At 65.8% G+C, this 18,505-nt stretch carries 19 protein-coding genes; 15 read left to right on the top strand and 4 right to left on the bottom strand.

Annotated features, from left to right (window positions below; genetic code table 11):
- The 4 genes from JOY90_RS26615 to JOY90_RS26600 all read left to right on the top strand — a co-directional run.
- Positions 1–601, top strand: a 601-nt coding sequence (locus JOY90_RS26615) for a Gfo/Idh/MocA family oxidoreductase (protein ID WP_291694081.1), incomplete at its 5' end; no start/stop codon positions are given.
- A complete protein-coding gene (locus JOY90_RS26610; protein ID WP_291694080.1) occupies positions 598–1,065 on the top strand; it encodes an acyltransferase in 468 nt (155 codons plus the stop codon). The genes JOY90_RS26615 and JOY90_RS26610, both read left to right, overlap by 4 nt.
- A gap of 11 nt (positions 1,066–1,076) precedes the next feature.
- Positions 1,077–2,180 carry a DegT/DnrJ/EryC1/StrS aminotransferase family protein gene (locus JOY90_RS26605; RefSeq protein ID WP_291694079.1) on the top strand — a complete coding sequence of 368 codons (1,104 nt, stop codon included), beginning with the start codon at positions 1,077–1,079 and terminating at the stop codon, positions 2,178–2,180.
- A 170-nt stretch (positions 2,181–2,350) separates the two neighbouring features.
- Positions 2,351–3,595: an OmpA family protein gene (locus JOY90_RS26600; protein WP_291694078.1), complete on the top strand. Its 1,245-nt coding sequence runs from the start codon at positions 2,351–2,353 to the stop codon at positions 3,593–3,595.
- A gap of 195 nt (positions 3,596–3,790) precedes the next feature.
- On the opposite strand, the gene JOY90_RS26595 is transcribed toward JOY90_RS26600, so the two are convergent.
- Positions 3,791–5,953 carry an SUMF1/EgtB/PvdO family nonheme iron enzyme gene (locus tag JOY90_RS26595; RefSeq protein WP_291694077.1) on the bottom strand — a complete coding sequence of 721 codons (2,163 nt, stop codon included), beginning with the start codon at positions 5,951–5,953 and terminating at the stop codon, positions 3,791–3,793.
- A 399-nt stretch (positions 5,954–6,352) separates the two neighbouring features.
- Here JOY90_RS26595 and gmd point away from each other — a divergent pair, with 399 nt between their 5' ends.
- On the top strand, positions 6,353–7,438 hold the full coding sequence (gene gmd / locus JOY90_RS26590) for a GDP-mannose 4,6-dehydratase (RefSeq protein ID WP_291694076.1): 1,086 nt from the start codon (positions 6,353–6,355) through the stop codon (positions 7,436–7,438).
- Positions 7,419–8,375, top strand: coding sequence for a GDP-L-fucose synthase (locus JOY90_RS26585; RefSeq protein ID WP_291694075.1), 957 nt, complete (start codon positions 7,419–7,421; stop codon positions 8,373–8,375). Before gmd ends, JOY90_RS26585 begins: the two co-directional genes overlap by 20 nt.
- Before the next feature lie 19 nt (positions 8,376–8,394).
- Here the strand turns inward: JOY90_RS26585 and JOY90_RS26580 are convergent, their stop codons facing one another.
- Positions 8,395–9,234 carry a uroporphyrinogen-III synthase gene (locus JOY90_RS26580; RefSeq protein ID WP_291694074.1) on the bottom strand — a complete coding sequence of 280 codons (840 nt, stop codon included), beginning with the start codon at positions 9,232–9,234 and terminating at the stop codon, positions 8,395–8,397.
- Between the two features lie 136 nt (positions 9,235–9,370).
- Between JOY90_RS26580 and purU the strand changes: the two genes are divergently transcribed.
- Positions 9,371–10,234: a formyltetrahydrofolate deformylase gene (purU, locus tag JOY90_RS26575; RefSeq protein ID WP_291694073.1), complete on the top strand. Its 864-nt coding sequence runs from the start codon at positions 9,371–9,373 to the stop codon at positions 10,232–10,234.
- Positions 10,235–10,249: 15 nt separating this feature from the next.
- Here purU and JOY90_RS26570 read toward each other — a convergent pair whose 3' ends face one another.
- Complete coding sequence (locus tag JOY90_RS26570) at positions 10,250–10,552, bottom strand: hypothetical protein (protein WP_291694072.1); 303 nt, start codon at positions 10,550–10,552, stop codon at positions 10,250–10,252.
- A 337-nt stretch (positions 10,553–10,889) separates the two neighbouring features.
- Between JOY90_RS26570 and JOY90_RS26565 the strand changes: the two genes are divergently transcribed.
- From JOY90_RS26565 to JOY90_RS26535, 7 genes are all read left to right on the top strand, one after another.
- Entirely contained in the window at positions 10,890–12,071 is a 1,182-nt protein-coding gene (locus JOY90_RS26565; RefSeq protein WP_291694071.1) for an ABC transporter substrate-binding protein, read from the top strand.
- A 212-nt stretch (positions 12,072–12,283) separates the two neighbouring features.
- Positions 12,284–13,150 carry a branched-chain amino acid ABC transporter permease gene (locus JOY90_RS26560; protein ID WP_291694070.1) on the top strand — a complete coding sequence of 289 codons (867 nt, stop codon included), beginning with the start codon at positions 12,284–12,286 and terminating at the stop codon, positions 13,148–13,150.
- An 8-nt stretch (positions 13,151–13,158) separates the two neighbouring features.
- A complete protein-coding gene (locus JOY90_RS26555; protein WP_291694083.1) occupies positions 13,159–14,190 on the top strand; it encodes a branched-chain amino acid ABC transporter permease in 1,032 nt (343 codons plus the stop codon).
- The gene (locus JOY90_RS26550; RefSeq protein ID WP_291694069.1) at positions 14,187–14,939 is read left to right on the top strand and encodes an ABC transporter ATP-binding protein; all 753 of its coding nucleotides are present in this window, start codon (positions 14,187–14,189) and stop codon (positions 14,937–14,939) included. The genes JOY90_RS26555 and JOY90_RS26550 overlap by 4 nt, the downstream gene beginning before the upstream one ends.
- Positions 14,932–15,663 (top strand): ABC transporter ATP-binding protein, encoded by a 732-nt coding sequence (locus JOY90_RS26545; RefSeq protein WP_291694068.1) that lies wholly within the window; start codon positions 14,932–14,934, stop codon positions 15,661–15,663. Before JOY90_RS26550 ends, JOY90_RS26545 begins: the two co-directional genes overlap by 8 nt.
- A 22-nt stretch (positions 15,664–15,685) precedes the next feature.
- Positions 15,686–16,804 (top strand): cobalamin-independent methionine synthase II family protein, encoded by a 1,119-nt coding sequence (locus JOY90_RS26540; protein WP_291694067.1) that lies wholly within the window; start codon positions 15,686–15,688, stop codon positions 16,802–16,804.
- A 39-nt stretch (positions 16,805–16,843) separates the two neighbouring features.
- Entirely contained in the window at positions 16,844–17,359 is a 516-nt protein-coding gene (locus tag JOY90_RS26535) for a GDSL-type esterase/lipase family protein (RefSeq protein ID WP_291694066.1), read from the top strand.
- A gap of 156 nt (positions 17,360–17,515) precedes the next feature.
- Here the strand turns inward: JOY90_RS26535 and JOY90_RS26530 are convergent, their stop codons facing one another.
- Complete coding sequence (locus JOY90_RS26530) at positions 17,516–18,199, bottom strand: SGNH/GDSL hydrolase family protein (RefSeq protein ID WP_291694065.1); 684 nt, start codon at positions 18,197–18,199, stop codon at positions 17,516–17,518.
- A 195-nt stretch (positions 18,200–18,394) separates the two neighbouring features.
- On the opposite strand from JOY90_RS26530, the gene JOY90_RS26525 reads away from it, so the two are divergent.
- A partial coding sequence (locus tag JOY90_RS26525; protein ID WP_291694082.1) for an NAD(P)-binding domain-containing protein occupies positions 18,395–18,505 on the top strand: 111 nt, incomplete at its 3' end.

Raw genomic sequence — 18,505 nt, 5'->3', positions numbered from 1 at the left:
GTGCCGCGACCAGGCCTATTACGATCAGGACGCCTGGCGCGGAACCTGGGGCTATGACGGCGGCGTGCTGACCAACCAGGCGAGCCATCACATCGACATGCTGGAATGGTTCTTCGGCGACGTGCTGAGCGTGCACGCCCGCGCGGTGACAGCGCTGGCGCGGATCGAGACCGAGGACACGGCGGTCGCGACCTTGAAGTTCAGGAACGGTGCGCTCGGCATCATCGAGGCGACGACGGCGGCGCGGCCGACCGACCTCGAAGGATCGCTCTCGATCCTGGGCGAGAAGGGCACGGTGGAGATTGCGGGCTTCGCGGTCAACCAGATCCGGCACTGGCGTTTCGCCGACGAGACGCCGGCCGACAGGGAAGTAATGGAGAAGTTCTCCGTCAACCCGCCGAACGTCTACGGTTTCGGCCATCAGGCCTATTACCGGCATGTCGTCGACTGTCTGGTCCAGCAGCGGTCGGCCCTCGTCGATGGCCTCGAAGGCCGCAAGAGCCTGGAGCTGATCTCGGCGCTCTACGAATCGATCGAGACCGGCCAGGAGGTGCCGCTGCACTTCACGCCGCGGCTGTGCCGGCTCGGCGTGATGTCGTGAGCGAGCCCGAACTGCACCAGGTCGCGATCCGCGACGTCGCGTTCGGCGAGCGCGTCAAGGTCGTCGAGCCCTGCAACCTCTATGGCTGCCGGATCGGCGACGACTGTTTCGTCGGACCCTTCACGGAAATCCAGAAAGACGCCGTGGTGGGTGCGCGCACCCGCGTGCAGTCCCACGCCTTCATCTGCGAGCTCGTCACCATCGGCGAGGATTGCTTCATCGGCCACGGCGTGATGTTCATCAACGACACCTTCGCGTCCGGCGGCCCGGCGCGGGGCCGCAAGGAGCTGTGGCGCGAGACCGTGATCGGCAATCGCGTGTCGATCGGCTCCAACGCCACGATCATGCCGGTCCGGATCGTCGACGACGTCGTGATCGGCGCCGGCGCGGTCGTGACCAGGGACATCACCGCCGCCGGCACGTATGCGGGAAATCCCGCGCGCCTGCTGCGATCGCGCAAATAGGAACCTCGCCGATGGCCGTGCCGTTCGCGGACTTGCAGCTCCAGTACCAGACCATCAAAAGCGAGATCGACGACGCGATCGCGGCGGTGATCGGCGACAGCGCCTTCATTCGCGGGCCCCATGTCGACGCGTTCGAGCAGCAGTTCGCCCGGGCCGCGGAGGCGAAGCACTGCGTCTCCTGCGCCAACGGCACCGATGCGCTGTATCTCGCCATGGCGGCGCTGAAGGTGCAGCCGGGCGACGAGGTGATCACCACCGCGCATTCCTGGATCTCCACCTCGGCGATGATCACCCATGCCGGCGCCACGCCGGTGTTCTGCGACACGGATGGCTCGACGTTCACCGTCGATCCCGCCGCGGTCGAGGCCGCGGTCACGCCGCGCACGGTGGGCATCATCCCGGTGCATCTCTATGGGCAGCCGGCCGACATGGACGCGATCATCGCGATCGCGCACAAGCACAAGCTCTGGGTGATCGAGGATTGCGCACAGGCGCATCTGGCGCGCTACAACGGCCAAGCGGTCGGGACCTTCGGGCAGGCTGCGACCTATTCGTTCTATCCCGGCAAGAATCTCGGTGCGATGGGCGATGCCGGCGCCATCGTCACCAACGACGCAGCACTTGCCGAACGCATGGCCATGCTGGCGCGCCATGGCGGGCTCGTGAAACATCAGCACCAGATCGAAGGCATCAACAGCCGGCTCGACGGGTTGCAGGCGGCGATCCTGTCGGCGAAGCTGCCGCATCTTGCGGCATGGACCGAGGGCCGCCGCAACGCCGCGCGCCGCTACGACGCCGGCCTCAACCAGGTCGAGGACGTCACGGTGCCGCAGGTCGCGCCCGGGCGCACGCACGTGTATCATCTCTACACGGTCCGCCATCGGCGCCGTGACGCGCTCGCCGCGCATCTGAAGGCGCATGGCGTGCAGACCGCGATCAACTATCCGACCGCGTTGCCGTTCCTCGCCGCCTACGAGCGATTCAAGCACCGGTGCGAGCAATTTCCGAACGCCTTCCGCGACCAGGGGCAGATCCTGTCGCTGCCGATGTTCGCCGAGATCACGGAAGCGCAGCAGGACGAGGTGATCGGGCTGGTACGCGCATTCCGAGGATAGCGCCGGTCCTTTGGGAGCCATCCAGAATCTCTTTGGAAAACGTCCAGGAATGCTTTTTTTCTCGGGATGGCCGGGCTTCGCTGGTTACGGGCAGGCGAGCGTGAAGTACATCACGCTTGCATTTCGCGATCGCGTGTTATCGTGCCCTGTCCATAGTGGGAGGCTGTTTCATGAGTTCGGTACGACGTTCCAGTGGTATCCGTGGCGTTTTCGTTCTTGCCGTGTTGCTGGGCAGTTCAGCTCTGATCAGTGGCGCAGCGCAAGCCCAAACCGGTACGCCGGTGCCGCCGTCGCCTGCGGCCGCGGCGCCGCCGCCGACTCCGGTGCCGTTCGACGCGGCGCTGCTCAAGGCCGCCAACGATCTGCTCTCCAAGGCCAAACTCGACGATGCCAACCAGAAGGTCACGCTGGTGATCGATCCCCTGATCGACGGCGTGACCGGCGCACAATCCAATGCGACCCGGCTCGAGGAGAAGCGCATCGTCGAGCTCGTCAAGAGCAGCTATCCGCGCTTCACGGTCGTGCCGTTCTCGGCGGAGAGCGTCGCGAAAGCCCCCGTCGTGCTGATCGGCACCTTCACCGCAGTCAACAATGCGGGCACTGCGGGCGGGCCGCGCGATGCCTACCGCATCTGCCTTGCGCTCGCCGACCTCAAGAGCAAGACGGTGATCTCGAAGGGAGTCGCACGCGCGCTGCCCGAGGGCATCGACCCGACGCCGGTCGCCTTCTTCGCCGACAGCCCGGTGTTCGCCAAGGACGGGCCGACCGATTCCTACGTCAAGAGCTGCCAGGGCACCAAGGTCGGCGATTCCATCGACCAGGCCTATGCCGATCGCATCGTGGTCGCCTCGCTGGTCAGCGACGCAATCGAGGCCTACGACGCCGGTCGTTACCGCGACGCGCTCGACGTCTATCAGAGCGCGCTGAAGACGCCCGGCGGCGAGCAGCTTCGCGTGCTGAACGGCATTTATCTGTCAAACTACAAGCTGCACCGGACCCGCGCCGCGATGGAGGCGTTCGGCAAGGCCATCGACTACGGGCTCAAGGGCGAGCGGCTGGCGGTGCGTTTCCTGTTCAAGCCCGGCTCGACCCAGTTCTATACCGACCGCAGCGTTCGCGCGCCCTATGATGCCTGGCTCGACAAGATCGCCGAGCGGACCTCCGCGAACAAGGGCTGCCTCGAGGTGGTCGGCCATACCAGCGCCACCGGTCTCGCCGCGATCAACGACCGCCTGTCGGCGCTGCGGGCGGACTACGTCAAGGACCGCCTGGAAGACCAGGAGAAATCCCTCCGCGGCCGCATCATCGCAACCGGCAAGGGATCACGCGAGATGATGGTCGGCACCGGCCGCGACGACGCCAGCGACGCGCTCGACCGCCGCGTCGAGTTCAAGACCGCCAAGTGCGCCGGCTGAGGCGCAGGCGGTAGGGTGATGGCTGCAATCGCCTGGGCCACATGGTTCGAGACGCGCGGCGCCGCCGCGCCCTCACCATGAGGGTTTGAGACTTCGCCGCACAAAAAAGCCCTTCATCCTGAGGAGCCCGCCGCAGGCGGGCGTCTCGAAGGATGGGCTGCGGAAAAGCCAGCCTTTCCAGTCAAATTCTCTTCGTTAAGGCCCAAGCGTCCGCGCCACGCGAAAACCGATGTCGTCGTGGCGCGCCTCGATGTTCGCCTTGGCGCGCGCCGCCGGGCGGAGCGAGGCTTCGGTGCTGAACCAGTCGCCGCCGCGGACCGTCCGGCTCGTGCAGCCGCTGTCGGCGCGTGCCGTGCGGTCGGCGCTGGCCGTGGCATAGTCGCCGTAGAAGCAGTCCTCGGTCCATTCCCAGACATTGCCGATCACGTCGTCGAGGCCGAAGGCGTTGGCCGCGAACGAGCCCACCGGCGCGGTGAACGCAAATCCGTCCGAGCAATCGAGATAGGCCGTGTCGGCGGGCAGGCCCGCGCCCTTGGCGGCGCGATCGGCGCCGTTGGCGAATTTGCACAGCGCGGTCACATCATCGCCAAAGCCGAAGCGCGAACGGCTTCCGGCCCGTGCGACATATTCGAACTCGGTCTCGGTGAGCAGCCGATAGGTCTTGCCGGTGGTCCGCGACAGCCACTGCACGTAGGCTTTGGCATCGGTCCAGTTGATGCAGACCGCCGGATGGTTCCCCGCCTGAGCGAAACCCGGATTGCGGAACGAACGCTCATTGCGCTCCTGCGGCTGGCCCTGCTCGAAAGTGTAGCAGCGCTCGCCCGGTCGATAGCCGGAAGCGCTGACGAAGGCCTCGAACTGGTCGCGCGTGATCTCGAAGCGGCCGACCGCGATCGGCTGCTTCACGGCCGCCTGATGCTGCGGCCATTCGTTGGCGGCCGCGAGTCCGTTATTGATGTCGCCGGTCGACGATCCCATCAGGACCTGGCCCGCCGGCACCACCACCATTTCCGGACAGTTCTCGCAGTCCCTGAAGACGTCCCTCGGCTTCAGCGCGCATTCCTCGGTCGGCGACAGACCTTGCGCGGTCCGCGCCGACGGCGCGGCGATCGGCGGCACATTGCTCGCGCAGCTCGACGGGCGCGGTGCCTCCTGGATCCGGTCGGGACCGGCGGGATTGCCGACCGCCAAGGCCGCGACCCGGGCGATCTCGTCGATCCTGGCCTGTGCCGCGGCCTTGGCGCGCGCAGCTTCCGCGGCTCTGGCCTCTTCCTGGGCCCTGGCTGTCTCGGCGGCGATCCGGGCTTCGTCGGCGGCCTTCAACTCGGCCGCCACCTTGGCGCGCTCGGCCTCCGCGGCATTGGCGTCGTCCAGGGCCTTCTTCTGGGCCGTAAGGCGGGCCTGCTCGTCGGCGGCCGCCTTGGCGGCGATCAGCTTCTCGCGTTGCGCCCGGGCCAGGTCCGCGTAGAAGCCCGACGGATATTTGCCGATGAACGCGTCCCAGACGGAGACGACGTTGACCTGCTGGGCGAGCTCGTAGTCTTCCCTGGCGCCGGCGTTCGGTGTGGCAATCGCGGGTTTCGCCGCCGGCGCCGGCACCAAGGCGACGTCGTCACCGCCGAGCGAGCCGTAGATGAACGGCTCCTGGCGGTTATGGGTGAACTTCACCACCTCGTCGCGGACGAAGCCGAGCGCCCGGCGCACGTCGAGGCCGGGCTGCGGCAGATAGCGCAGCAGGGCGGACGTATACGGGCTGTTCTGCTCGCCGCCGTCGGAGGCGGTGAAACCGGCCTTGGCGGCGAAGGCGACCAGCGTGTTCGAGGTGTCCGGCTCGATCCGGGCAAGCCCGCGCGAAACCGCCCGCGATGCGGAGCTGCGTTTCATCGTCTTGCTGAACGGGTTGTCGCGGCAGGCATCCAGGATGATCAGACGGAGCTGTTTGGCCGGCTCCATGACGGTCAGCAGCCGGTCGAGCGGGATCGCCTCGTCATAGGCATCGATATCGCGCTCGAGCTGGGCGTCGACCGGAATGAGGTAGTTCATGCCGTCGACCTCCATGCCGTGGCCGGCGTAGAAGATGATCGCGACGTCGGCGTCGCGCACCTCGTCGGCAAAGTCGCGGAGCGCCCGGCGCATCTCGCTGACACCGAGATTGTGCCTGGACTGGACCACGCTGAATCCGGCCCGCCTGAACATTTCCGACATGTCGTCGGCGTCCCTTGCGGGATTGGCGAGCACCGGGACCCGCTGATAGTCGGCGTTGCCGATCACGAGCGCGACGCGCTTCTCGGCGAGTGCTGGTCCGTTCGACAGCCACATCGCCCACAGCGCCAATGCAATGACCGAAGTAATTCGCATTACGCCCGAACCCATAATTCCGCACTCATAATATTCCGCACGTTAGCACAACGACTTCAAATCACGGACGGCGCGGTGACGGAAATCACGCTTCCGCCTCGCGACCGTCTCCGCTCCCGCAACGGAGCGCCCGCGCCGGAATCGAAGTGTACCGATCCGCCCCATCGTTCGCATCCGCTGCAGAGGACAACTCCTGCAAATGTGAGAATTGAGGGACAGGCAGTGGCCGAGCCGACGTCAAATTCGCCCGTTGGCCGAAAACATGAAGAATCTCAGTATCCTAGGCAGCAATTCTCGGCCGCCTCCGGGATTAGACTTCACCGGAGGCCGATGCTATGGCCTGCGCGCTGTGCGATGGCTGCCGTTGACCGCGGCGCCGGCGCGGATCCTGGAGAAGAGATGGCGGTTTCCGATTCGAAACGGCGCGTGGCGCTCATCACCGGCGTGACCGGGCAGGACGGCGCCTATCTAGCCGAGCATCTGCTCTCGCTCGGCTACACCGTGCACGGCATCAAGCGGCGGTCCTCGTCCTTCAACACCGCGCGCGTCGACCATCTCTACAAGGATCCGCACACCGGCAACGTGCCGTTCCTGATGCATTATGGCGACATGACCGATTCGACCAACCTGATCCGGTTGATGCAGCAGATCAGGCCGACCGAGATCTACAACCTCGCCGCCCAGAGTCACGTCGCCGTCAGCTTCGAAAGCCCGGAATACACCGCCAATGCCGACGCGATCGGCGTGCTGCGCCTGCTGGAGGCGATCCGCATCCTCGGCATGGAGAAGGAGACGCGATTCTACCAGGCTTCGACCTCGGAGCTGTACGGGCTGGTCCAGGAGGTTCCGCAGAAGGAGACGACGCCGTTCTACCCGCGCTCGCCCTACGCCGTGGCCAAGCTCTACGGCTACTGGATCACGGTGAACTACCGCGAGGCCTACGGCATCTTCGCCTCGAACGGCATCCTGTTCAACCACGAGAGCCCGATCCGCGGCGAGACCTTCGTCACCCGCAAGATCACCCGCGGCGTCGCCCGCATCGAGGTCGGCCTGGAGGATACGATCTATCTCGGCAATCTCGAGGCCAGGCGCGACTGGGGCCATGCCAGGGACTATGTCGAAGGCATGCACGCCATTCTGCAGGCCGCCAAGCCGGACGATTTCGTGCTGGCGACCGGGGAGACCCGCTCGGTGCGAGAATTCGTCGAGCTCGCCTTTGCCGAGGTCGGCCGCAGCATCAAGTGGCGCGGCAAGGGGATCGAGGAGACCGGCGTCGACGGCAAGACCGGCAAGGCCGTGGTGCGGATCGATCCGACCTATTTCCGTCCGACCGAGGTCGACCTGTTGATCGGCGACGCCGCCAAGGCGCGGCAGCAGCTCGGCTGGAAGCCGCTGCGGGGTTTTGCGCAACTCGTCAAGGAGATGGTGGCGAGCGATCTTGCGGCCGCGCGGCAGGAGGCTGCCAATGGCAAGCATCCCGTTTGAGCTGAAGGGCAAGACGGTCTTCGTCGCGGGCCATCGCGGCATGGTGGGCAGCGCGATCGCCCGCCGGCTGGTGCGGGAGGACGTCAGACTGCTGACGGCAGGGCGAAACGAGCTCGACCTGTGCGACCAGGCCGCGGTGCGCGACTGGTTCGCCAGCAGGACGCCGCAGGTCGTGTTCCTTGCGGCCGCGAAGGTCGGCGGTATCGTCGCCAACAATACCCTGCGGGCCGAATTCCTCTACGACAACCTCGCGATCGCCGCGAATGTCATTCATGCGGCCTATCTGCACAAGGTCGAGAAGCTGATGTTTCTCGGCTCGTCCTGCATCTATCCCAAGCTCGCACCGCAGCCGCTGCGCGAGGACTATATGCTGACCGGCCCGCTGGAGCCGACCAACGAACCCTATGCCATTGCCAAGATCGCCGGCATCAAGATGGCCGAGGCCTATCGCAGCCAATACGCTTGCGACTTCATCAGCGTGATGCCGACCAATCTCTACGGGCCCGGCGACAACTACCATCCCGAGCACAGCCATGTCGTCGCGGCGCTGATCCGCCGTTTCCACGAGGCCAAGCTGTCGGGGGCTGGAAATGTCACGGTCTGGGGCACCGGCACGCCACGTCGGGAATTCCTCTATGTGGACGACATGGCCGATGCCTGCGTCCACCTGATGAAGACCTATTCCGCGATGGAGATGGTCAATATCGGCACCGGCGAGGATATCACCATCGCCGAGTTTGCCCGCCTCGTCGCGTCGGTCGTTGGTTATACGGGGACCATCAGCTACGACACCGCGCGCCCGGATGGCACGCCGCGGAAGCTGCTCGACGTCTCCAGGCTCGCGGCGCTCGGCTGGCGCGCGCGCACCTCGCTGGAGGACGGCCTGAAACTCGCCTACCGTGCCTATCAGAGCGAGATGAAACAGGCGGCGGAATAGCGCTCGCCGTCATTGCGCGCTATCGCGCCATCCGCGGCGGCTTCTTCCCCAGCTCCGCCGCCATCGCCGAGATCAGCGGCTTCATGAAATAGGCCGCATTCGCCGGCGAGATGTCGGCGGAGAGGCCATGCGATTTCAATTCGTCGTCCACCACCGGGCCGACGGAAGCGATCGGCGTTTTCGTCAAGCCCTCGCGCAGGCGCGCCTCGCAGCCGTGCGACCGCGCCACGTCGAACAGGCGACGGGGCTGACCTGAGCTCGTCAGCGCGATCGCGTCGATCTGACCCTGTGCCATCTCCTCGATCGCCGTGACGATGTTCGCATCCGCCACCTTCGCGTCATAGACATAGGGCGTCACGGTGTCCACCTCGGCGCCTTGCGCTGCGATCGCGCCGATCAGCGCGCCGTGATCCCTGTCGGGATAGAGCTGCAGGCCGAGGCGGCGGCCGCCGAGATCGATCTGCGACAGCATCTCGGCAATGCCTTCCGAGGTCGGCTTCTCCGTGGTCTGCTGCGGCTCGAGCCCGATCTCGCGGAGCGCCCGCCCGGGCTTCGGACCGCGCGCGAATTTGCGCGCCTTGCCCAGCGCCGCGACGAAATCCTGATCGACGCCGATCCGCCGCGCGACCTTCATCAGCCGCCGCAGCCCTTCGCCGGTCATCAGCACCAGGTCGTCGCAGGGCTTCGCGATGAAGCGCCGGATCCAGGCCTCGACCGGCGCGGGGTCGGGCGTGTCGCAGATGGCGAACATCGGGCACTGCACGACATCGGCGCCCTGCTCGGCGAGCAGGCGGGAGAACTGTGCTTCCTCGCGCGTCTCCAGGATCAGGATGCGATAGCCACTGAGCCGGTCTGCCATGCGGATTCTCTAACGAGGAGTGCCAGTCACTTGTTCATCCTGCTCGGGCCGCGCCGTTGGCGCAAGGCAGCCGCCGGTGATAGAGCAGGCGCGCGAAAGTTCCCGTCATCCGTTCTGCCTAACGATCAAGCACACCATGCCCGATCATCAATACGTCCTGACGCTGTCCTGCCCCGATCGTCCCGGCATCGTCTCGGCGGTCTCGACCTTTCTCGCCCATAATGGCCAGAACATTCTCGACGCCCAGCAGTTCGACGACATCGAGACCAACAAGTTCTTCATGCGGGTGGTGTTCACCGCGGCCGATCTGGCCGTCGAGCTGGCCGCGCTGCGGACCGGTTTTGCGGCGATTGCCGAGCGGTTCGGCATGTCCTGGCAGATGCGCGACCGCGCCAGCCGGCGGCGGGTGATGCTGCTGGTGTCGAGGCTGGACCACTGCCTGGTCGACATCCTCTATCGCTGGCGCACCGGAGAGCTCGCGATGGTGCCGACCGCCGTCATCTCCAACCATGCACGCGAGACCTATTCGAGCTGCGATTTCGGCGAGATTCCGTTCTATCACCTGCCGATCACGAAAGAGACCAGGCGCGAGCAGGAAAGCGAAATCTGGCGGCTCGTCGAGCAGACCGAAACGGATCTCGTGGTGCTCGCGCGCTACATGCAGATCCTGTCGGACGACCTCTCGGCCAAGCTTTCCGGACGCTGTATCAACATCCATCATTCGTTCCTGCCGGGATTCAAGGGCGCCAAGCCCTACCATCAGGCGCATGAGCGCGGCGTCAAGCTGATCGGCGCCACAGCGCATTACGTGACCAATGATCTGGATGAGGGGCCGATCATCGATCAGGACGTCGAGCGCATCAGCCATCGCGACACGCCCGCCGACCTCGTGCGCAAGGGCCGGGACATCGAACGGCGCGTGCTGGCGCGCGCCATCCGCTATCATCTCGAGGACCGCGTGATCCTTAATGGCCGGAAGACCGTGGTGTTCACCGACTGATTAGCGCATAGGCGCTCAGCGCGCCGGGCCGGGCGTCTGGCCGTTAGCCGATGACGGCTGGCCCTGCTGCGGCTGGCCGTCTTGTGGGCGTTCCGAGGCCGGCAGCTGACGCAGCCGCTCCCGCTCCCTCATGTACGCCTCGTACTTCGCCGTGCCTGGGCGCGGCGGGGCGTCGGCGGGCAGGCCGCCCGCCCATTGCGGGATATAGTCGCCCATCGCCTCGGAGGCCTTCTGGTTGACCGACGCGCAGCCGGCGAGGCTGGATGCCGATACGACGGCCACGAGCAGGATCACGAGCTGGCGTGGGCAGACATTCATCCTGGGATTCAGCCTTGACGTGTGGCCTCAGGCGCGGGTTGCGGCGAATGGGCGCGGGGTTTGAGTTGGGATCAAATAGCGGGAAAAGATTGACTGATTGGGCTAGGCGAAAGCACTATAATACCATTATCCGGGATTTCCTCAACATTTGATCCATCGCATTCGATGCCTCCGGCAACGCAGGCGCCCAAGGCGAGACGGACACGCCTAATTTCGCGATTGACAACGGCGCCCGGAAAAGACGCCATGCCGCGCCATACACGCCGCGATGATCTGGGCCAGGGTGAGGCAAGGGCCGGGGGACTCGGCGTCGAGACCGATGAGGGGAGGAGGAATCATGTTCGCTCGTTTTTGGCTGCTGTCGCGTGTCGCGTTGGCCGCAGCAACCGCTGGCACGCTGGTCGTTGCGCCGGCGTGGGCCGATGACGCCGTCAAGATCGGCCTGATCCTGCCGATGACAGGCGGACAGGCCTCGACCGGCAAGCAGATCGACAACGCGATCAAGCTCTACATGAAGCAGCATGGCGACACCGTCGCCGGCAAGAAGATCGAGATCATCCTGAAGGACGACGGCGCACTGCCCGACAAGACCAAGACGGCCGCGCAGGAACTGATCGTCAACGACAAGGTCAGCTTCATCGCGGGCTTCGGCGTCACGCCGGCCGCGCTCGCCGCCGCGCCGCTTGCCACCCAGGCCAAGATCCCGGAGGTGGTGATGGCCGCGGGCACCTCGATCATCACCGAGAAGTCGCCTTATATCGTGCGTACCTCGTTCACGCTGCCGCAGTCCTCGACCATCATCGGCGACTGGGCGGTCAAGAACGGCATCAAGAAGGTCGCGAGCCTGACCTCCGACTATGCGCCCGGTAACGACGCGCTGGCCTCGTTCAAGGAGCACTTCACCGCCGGCGGCGGCCAGATCGTCGAGGAGGTCAAGGTGCCCCTCGCCAATCCGGATTTCGCCCCGTTCCTGCAGCGGATGAAGGATGCCAAGCCGGACGCGATGTTCGTGTTCGTGCCGGCTGGCCAGGGCGGCAACTTCATGAAGCAATATGCCGAGCGCGGCCTCGACAAGGCCGGCATCAAGGTGATCGGCCCCGGCGACGTCACGGATGACGACCTGCTCAACGACATGGGCGACGCCGTGCTGGGCACGGTGACCGCGCACATCTATTCGGCTGCGCATCCCTCGGAGATGAACAAGGAGTTCGTCGCCGCTTACAAGAAGGATTTTGGCAACCGGCCAGGCTTCATGGCCGTGAATGGCTACGACGGCATCCATCTGATCTACGAGGCGCTGAAGAAGACCGGCGGCAAGACCGACGGCGACGGGCTGATCGAGGCGATGAAGGGCATGAAGTGGGAGAGCCCGCGCGGCCCGATCTCGATCGATCCGGAAACTCGCGACATCGTGCAGAACGTCTACGTCCGCAAGGTCGAGAAGAAGGACGGTGAGCTCTACAATGTCGAGTTCGAGACCTTCGAGGCCGTGAAGGATCCGGGCAAGGCGAAGAAGTGACGCGGAAGGATTGACGTGACCCGCGCCACGAACTCCCCGTCCCACTCCCGCTTGCGGGGGAGGTCGCCGCGTTCGGAGAGTGCGGCGGGCGGGGACCCTCTCCACTCGGGCAGTCCGACTCGCGGCGGCATCCCCACCCCGACCCTCTCCCGCAAGCGGGAGAGGGAGCGCAGCGTCGCGTTGGCGTCACCTTCGATGACTTCATTCTGTCGATGACCTCCGTCCTCACCAACCTGTTCGACGGCGTCGCCTATGGCATGTTGCTGTTCGTGCTCGCCTGCGGGCTGGCCGTCACGCTCGGGCTGATGAATTTCGTCAACCTCGCCCATGGCGCCTTCGCCATGGCGGGAGGCTATGTCTGCGCGGTGCTCGTCAACCAGTACGGCTGGCCGTTCTTCGCCGGCCTGCCGCTGGCCTTCATCGCACCCGCCGTGATCGGCGCGGTGCTGGAACGGCTGCTCTACCGCCATCTCTACACTCGCAGCCACCTCGACCAGGTGCTGTTCTCGGTCGGCCTCGTCTTCATGTCGGTCGCCGCCATCGACTACATCATGGGATCGTCTCGGATCTTCATCAACCTGCCGGCTGCGCTGCAAGGGCAGTTCGACGTCTTCGGCGTCGGCATCGGGCGCTATCGGCTGATGCTCATCGTGATCTGCGGCCTCCTGACGGCCGCGCTGCAGCTCGTGCTGGCGCGCACGCGCTTCGGCAGCCGGCTGCGCGCCGCGGTCGATGATCCCCGCGCGGCCAGCGGGCTCGGCATCAACGTGCCGCAGGTGTTCGCCTTGACCTTCGCCTTCGGCTGCGGGCTCGCCGGGCTTGGCGGAGCGCTGAGCGCGGAGATCCTCGGGCTCGATCCGTATTTCCCGCTCAAGTTCATGATCTATTTCCTGATCGTGGTGACGGTCGGCGGCTCCTCCTCCATCATCGGGCCGTTTCTCGCCTCGCTGCTGCTCGGCATCGCCGACGTCGCGGGCAAATATTACGTGCCGAAGATGGGACCGTTCGTGATCTACACGGTCATGATCGTGATCCTGATCTGGCGGCCCCACGGCCTGTTCGGCCGCGCCGCGCGATGAGCAACCAGATGAATGCGCCATCCGACGTCCGCTTTCACGCGGGACGGCACGCGCGCTGGCATGCGGCCGAGATCGTATTCTGGCTTGCCGCGCTTTCCTGCGCGTTCGTCTTTCCGTCACGCTATCTGATCATGACCGACATCCTGCGGCTGGCGCTGTTCGCGCTCTCGCTCGACCTGATCCTCGGCTATGCCGGCATCGTCTCGCTGGGGCATGCGGCCTTCTTCGGCGTCGGCGCCTATTCTGCGGGGCTTCTTGCTCTTCACGGGATCATCAACGAGCCGGTGATCGCGCTGATCGTCGCGGGACTTGCCGCCGCCGTGCTCGGCTTCTGTACGAGCTTCCTCCTGATCCGCGGCGCCGACCTGACCCGGCTGATGGTGACGCTCGGCATCGCGCTGCTCTTGGAGGCGCTGGCCGAACGCTTCTCCGACATCACCGGCGGCACCGATGGCCTGCAGGGCATCGAGATGCAGCCGATCCTCGGGCTGTTCGCCTTCGACATGTTCGGCAAGACCGGCTTCTTCTACGCGCTGATCGTGCTGTTCCTCCTGTTCCTGCTGGCGCGGCGGATCGTGCATTCGCCGTTCGGGCTGTCGCTGCGCGCGATCCGCAACAACCCCTTGCGCGCGGCCGCGATCGGCGTTCCCGTCAACCGCCGCCTGATCGCGATCTATACGGTCGCCGCATTCTATGCGGGCGTGGCGGGGGCGTTGTTCACCCAGACCACGGCGCTGGCTTCGCTCGACGTGTTCGCCTTCGAGCGCTCGGCCGACCTGATGCTGGTGCTGGTGATCGGGGGCACCGGCTATCTCTACGGCGGCTTGATCGGAGCGGTGCTGTTCCGCATGCTGCAGGAGATTTTCTCCACCATCACCCCGCAATACTGGCAGTTCTGGATCGGGCTCGTGCTGATCGTGGTCGTGCTGGTCGGTCGCGCGCGGCTGCATCGCTGGGTGCTGTTTGTGCCGAACCTCCTCATCACCCGGATCGCCGGCGGCAAGGCCGCCGTGGCGGTTCCAGAGAGTGAGGGGCCATGACGGTTGCGCTGGAGACGAGAGGGCTGGAGAAGTCGTTCGGTGGACTGAGGGTCACCCGCGATCTCTCCCTGCAGATCGCGCAGGGCGCGCGTCATGCCCTGATCGGCCCGAACGGTGCCGGCAAGACCACGGTCATCAACCTGTTGACGGGCGTGCTCAAGTCCGATGCCGGGCGCATCCTGCTGGAGGGGCACGACATCACCGAACTGCCGGTGCACAAGCGGGTGCTGCGCGGGCTGTCGCGGACTTTTCAGATCAATCAGCTCTATGCCGATCTGACTCCGCTGGAGACGATCGGCCTCGCGGTCTCCGAGCGGCTCGGCCGCGGCGGCGACTGGTGGCGGCGGATGGGCACACGCGATGACGTCAATGCCGAGATCGCGGAAACGCTCGGCCGTTTCCGCCTGCTCGACGTGATGAACGAGCAGACGGCGACCTTGCCCTATGGCAAGCAGCGGCTGCTCGAGATCGCGGTCGCGATCGCCGCCAAGCCCCGCGTGCTGCTGCTCGACGAGCCGGCCGCCGGCGTGCCAGAGGGCGAGCGCAGGGACATCCTGGCGGCGGTCGCGGCCCTGCCGCGCGACGTCACCGTGCTTCTGATCGAGCACGACATGGACCTCGTGTTCTCGTTCGCCGACCGCATCTCGGTGCTGGTCAACGGCGCGCTGCTCACCGAGGGCGAGCCGGCAACGGTCGCGCGCGACCCCCAGGTCAAGGCGGTCTATCTCGGCGAGGCCGCTCATGGCTGACCTCAAGGCTGACCTGCTCGCGATCGAGGGCCTGCGCGCCGGATACGGCGAGGCCGTGGTGCTGCCCAACATGTCGCTGCGCCTCTCCGAAGGCGAAGTGCTGGCCGTGCTTGGGCGCAACGGCACCGGCAAGACTACGCTGATCAACGCCATCGTCGGCATCAACCGCCGCTTCGCCGGCACCATCGCGCTGTCGGGGCGCGATCTCACCGCGATGCGCGCCGACCAGCGCGCGCGCGCCGGGATCGGCTGGGTGCCGCAGGAGCGCAACATCTTCCGCTCGCTGACCGTGGAGGAGAACATGACCGCAGTGGCGCAGCCGGGTTCCTGGACCACGGCCAAGGTGTACGAGATGTTTCCGCGGCTCGAGGAGCGGCGCGGCAATTTCGGCAACCAGCTTTCCGGCGGCGAGCAGCAGATGCTGGCGATCGGCCGCGCGCTGGTGCTGAACCCGAAAGTCCTGCTGCTGGACGAGCCCACCGAGGGGCTGGCGCCGATCATCGTCGAGGAGCTGCTGCGGGCGATCGGTACCATCACGCGGTCCGGCGGCCTCTGCTGCATGATCGTCGAGCAGCACGCGCAAAAGATTCTGGGGCTCGCCGACCGCGCTGTGATATTGGAACGGGGAACGATCGTGCACGACGCGCCGAGCGGCGCGCTGAAGGCCGATCCCGCCGTCCTCGAACGCCATCTCGGCGTGTCGGGGGCCGCGGCGAGCGCTTAGAAGATACCGGGAGTTGACGACCATGCAGAGAGCCAAGCCGCCATTCCGCGCCGACGAGGTCGGCAGCCTGTTGCGTCCGCAGAGCATCAAGGAGGCGCGCGCCAGGTGCGAGAAGGGGGAAATCGCCCCGGAGGAATTGCGCAAGATCGAGGACATGGAGATCGAGAAGGTCGTGCACCGGCAGGCCTCGACCGGCCTCAAGCTCGCGACCGACGGCGAGTTCCGCCGCTCCTGGTGGCACTTCGATTTCCTGGCGAAGCTCACCGGTTGCGAGCTGTTCCATCCCGAGACCGGCATCCAGTTCGCCGGCGTCGAGACCCGCCATGACGCGGTGCGCGTGATCGGCAAGCTCGACTTCCCGGCCGACCATCCGATGCTCGACCATTTCCGCTTTTTGAAGAAGCAGGCCGACGCCGCGCATGTCACCGCGAAGATGACGATCCCGTCGCCGGCGGTGCTGCACTTCCGCGGCGGCCGCAACGCGATCTCGAAGGCGGTTTATCCCGATCTCGAGGAATTCTTCGAGGATCTCGGCAAGACCTACCGCAAGGCGGTCAACGCGTTCTACGACGCCGGCTGCCGCTATCTGCAGTTCGACGACACGGTGTGGGCCTATCTCTGCTCGCAGGACGAGTTGCGGAAGGCGCGCGAGCGCGGCGACAGTCCCGACGGCCTGCAGCAGATTTACGCGCGGATCATCAACTATGCGCTCGCGGAGAAGCCGGCCGATATGGTGATTACCACCCATGTCTGCCGCGGCAATTTCCGCTCCACCTGGATTTCGTCCGGCGGCTACGAGCCGGTCGCCGAGACCATGCTGGGCGGCACCAATTACGACGGCTACTTCCTCGAATATGATTCCGACCGGGCCGGCGGCTTCGAGCCGCTGCGCTTCCTGCCGAAGGGCAACAAGATCGTGGTGGTCGGCCTGATCACCTCGAAATTCGGCGAGCTCGAGAACAAGGACGACATCAAGCGCAGGCTGGAGGAGGCCGCGAAATTCACGCCGCTGGAGCAGCTCGCACTGTCGCCGCAGTGCGGCTTCGCCTCGACGGAGGAGGGCAACATCCTCTCCGAGGAGGAGCAATGGGCGAAGCTGCGCCTGGCGGTCGAGATCGCAGGCGAGGTGTGGGGAACCTAGCGGCCTGATCCGCGATCGAGCATGGGGATGGGATAGTCCATGTTGATGATGATGAGATCGCTGTTGATCGCGGGCGTGCTTGCGGCTGGTCTGGTCGGCTCTGCGACCGAAGCCGGCGCGCAGATCGTCGCGATCGGCGCCAGCAACGTCGCCGGTCGCGGAGTGGGCAGCTCCGATGCCTGGCCCGCGCAACTGGAGGCGATGCTCGCCGCCAGGGGCCGCAACGTCCACGTGGTCAATGCCGGGATCAATGGCGATACCAATGTCGGCATGCTCGGCCGCCTCGACTCGGCGGTGCCGGATGGCACCAGGATCGTGCTGCTCGACAAATATGGCGGCGGCTGGAACGCCCGGAGGAAGGGGCAGGGCGATCAGGCCGCCGAACTCGCCGCCATCGAAGCGCAGTTGCGCGGCCGTCATATCAGGGTCATCCCGATGTGGTGGGGGCCGGCGCTGCGGGGCTATTTGCAGCCGGACGGCATCCACTTTACGCCGGACGGGCACCATCTGGTCGCGACCAGGATGCTGCCTGTGGTGATGAGGGCCTTGCGCTGAAGCATGCCCCTTCAGGCAGGCCTGACGCTTTCGCTCAGTCTCGCCGTATCCTTGCGCAACAGGCTGTCGCGCAGATGCCTTTGCGCGGGCTCCTCGAAAATTCGATAATTCAGATGCGAGGCGAGCAGGCTGGCAATGGGTATAATGATACATCAATCAGCCGCAGGCTTTCGCGATCCCCTGCATCACCACGTCCTCCCAGACGCGATAGCCGTTTGCGTTCAGGTGGACACCATCGATCGTGAACGGCGGTGTCATGTCGGGCAGGGGCAGAAAGGCGGCATGAGCTTGCGTTGCCAGCTCCGGCAGCGTGCCCCTGAAAATCCGCATGGTCGCCGAGGCGTCCCTCTGCATCTCCGGCGTCAGCCGCTCGCGCGCCTCGATCGCGGGGATGTCGAGCACCGAGAGCCGCGTCGTCAGCCGCGACAGCTCGCCCAGCAGCTGGCGATAGCGGCTCTGGAAAACCTGCTGCGTGATCGGTGTCGGCACGAGCGCATCGTTGGTGCCGAGCGCCACGATGATCGCGAACGCCCGCTTGTCGCCGAGCGCGGGCGCCAGCCAGCCGCCGAGATCGCTGGCAGTCGAAGCGCCGTTCAGCCCGGCATTGACGATGGGGTGGCCGCATGCGCTTCGCGGAAGCGTCGAGGCCTCGACGATGCTGTCGCCGAGCACGATGATGGGATCGTCGAGGCGGCGCAACGTGTAGTGCAGGATCTGTTGGCGGGCGCTGCGATGAGCGCCGCCCGCCACCTGCGCATAGCGTGCGCGGGCCAGCAGGAATCCTGCGGCTGCTGCCACCACGATGGCGAGGATTGCCAGGCCTGCACGCGTTTGCTTCACATTCCCATCCCTGCTGTTGCCCGGCATCTCGGGTGCCGCATCCGGGCATGTCCAGGAGAAATTTGCGCGATACCGGCGGTTTGCGCGTTTGAAATGTGGCCTTATGCTTTCCAGAACCTTGCCGATGGGGCATCGTCGATGGAGCAGTCCGCTCCGGAACAACGAGATGACGGCAACCCACTTGCCTGACATGCCATGACGGCCGGCCCTCACGCCATCATCATCGGCGCGGGTCCCGCGGGGCTCGCCTGTGCGGCGACGATGCAGGCTGCCGGCCTCCGCGTGACGGTGCTGGAGAAGACGGCG

Origin of the sequence: Bradyrhizobium sp. (assembly GCF_019242285.1) — a bacterium.
Lineage (GTDB): Bacteria > Pseudomonadota > Alphaproteobacteria > Rhizobiales > Xanthobacteraceae > Bradyrhizobium.
The sequence above is the reverse complement of the archived record's forward strand: the minus strand, read 5'-3'. Positions and strand labels throughout refer to the sequence as shown.

Coding starts and splice junctions, on each gene's coding strand:
- JOY90_RS26605 (WP_291694079.1), top strand. CDS start 1,077: ATGGCCGTGCCGTTCGCGGACTTGCAGCTCCAGTACCAGACCATCAAA.
- JOY90_RS26600 (WP_291694078.1), top strand. CDS start 2,351: ATGAGTTCGGTACGACGTTCCAGTGGTATCCGTGGCGTTTTCGTTCTT.
- JOY90_RS26595 (WP_291694077.1), bottom strand. CDS start 5,953: ATGCGAATTACTTCGGTCATTGCATTGGCGCTGTGGGCGATGTGGCTG.
- gmd (WP_291694076.1), top strand. CDS start 6,353: ATGGCGGTTTCCGATTCGAAACGGCGCGTGGCGCTCATCACCGGCGTG.
- JOY90_RS26585 (WP_291694075.1), top strand. CDS start 7,419: ATGGCAAGCATCCCGTTTGAGCTGAAGGGCAAGACGGTCTTCGTCGCG.
- JOY90_RS26580 (WP_291694074.1), bottom strand. CDS start 9,234: ATGGCAGACCGGCTCAGTGGCTATCGCATCCTGATCCTGGAGACGCGC.
- purU (WP_291694073.1), top strand. CDS start 9,371: ATGCCCGATCATCAATACGTCCTGACGCTGTCCTGCCCCGATCGTCCC.
- JOY90_RS26570 (WP_291694072.1), bottom strand. CDS start 10,552: ATGAATGTCTGCCCACGCCAGCTCGTGATCCTGCTCGTGGCCGTCGTA.
- JOY90_RS26565 (WP_291694071.1), top strand. CDS start 10,890: ATGTTCGCTCGTTTTTGGCTGCTGTCGCGTGTCGCGTTGGCCGCAGCA.
- JOY90_RS26560 (WP_291694070.1), top strand. CDS start 12,284: ATGACCTCCGTCCTCACCAACCTGTTCGACGGCGTCGCCTATGGCATG.
- JOY90_RS26555 (WP_291694083.1), top strand. CDS start 13,159: ATGAATGCGCCATCCGACGTCCGCTTTCACGCGGGACGGCACGCGCGC.
- JOY90_RS26550 (WP_291694069.1), top strand. CDS start 14,187: ATGACGGTTGCGCTGGAGACGAGAGGGCTGGAGAAGTCGTTCGGTGGA.
- JOY90_RS26545 (WP_291694068.1), top strand. CDS start 14,932: ATGGCTGACCTCAAGGCTGACCTGCTCGCGATCGAGGGCCTGCGCGCC.
- JOY90_RS26540 (WP_291694067.1), top strand. CDS start 15,686: ATGCAGAGAGCCAAGCCGCCATTCCGCGCCGACGAGGTCGGCAGCCTG.
- JOY90_RS26535 (WP_291694066.1), top strand. CDS start 16,844: ATGTTGATGATGATGAGATCGCTGTTGATCGCGGGCGTGCTTGCGGCT.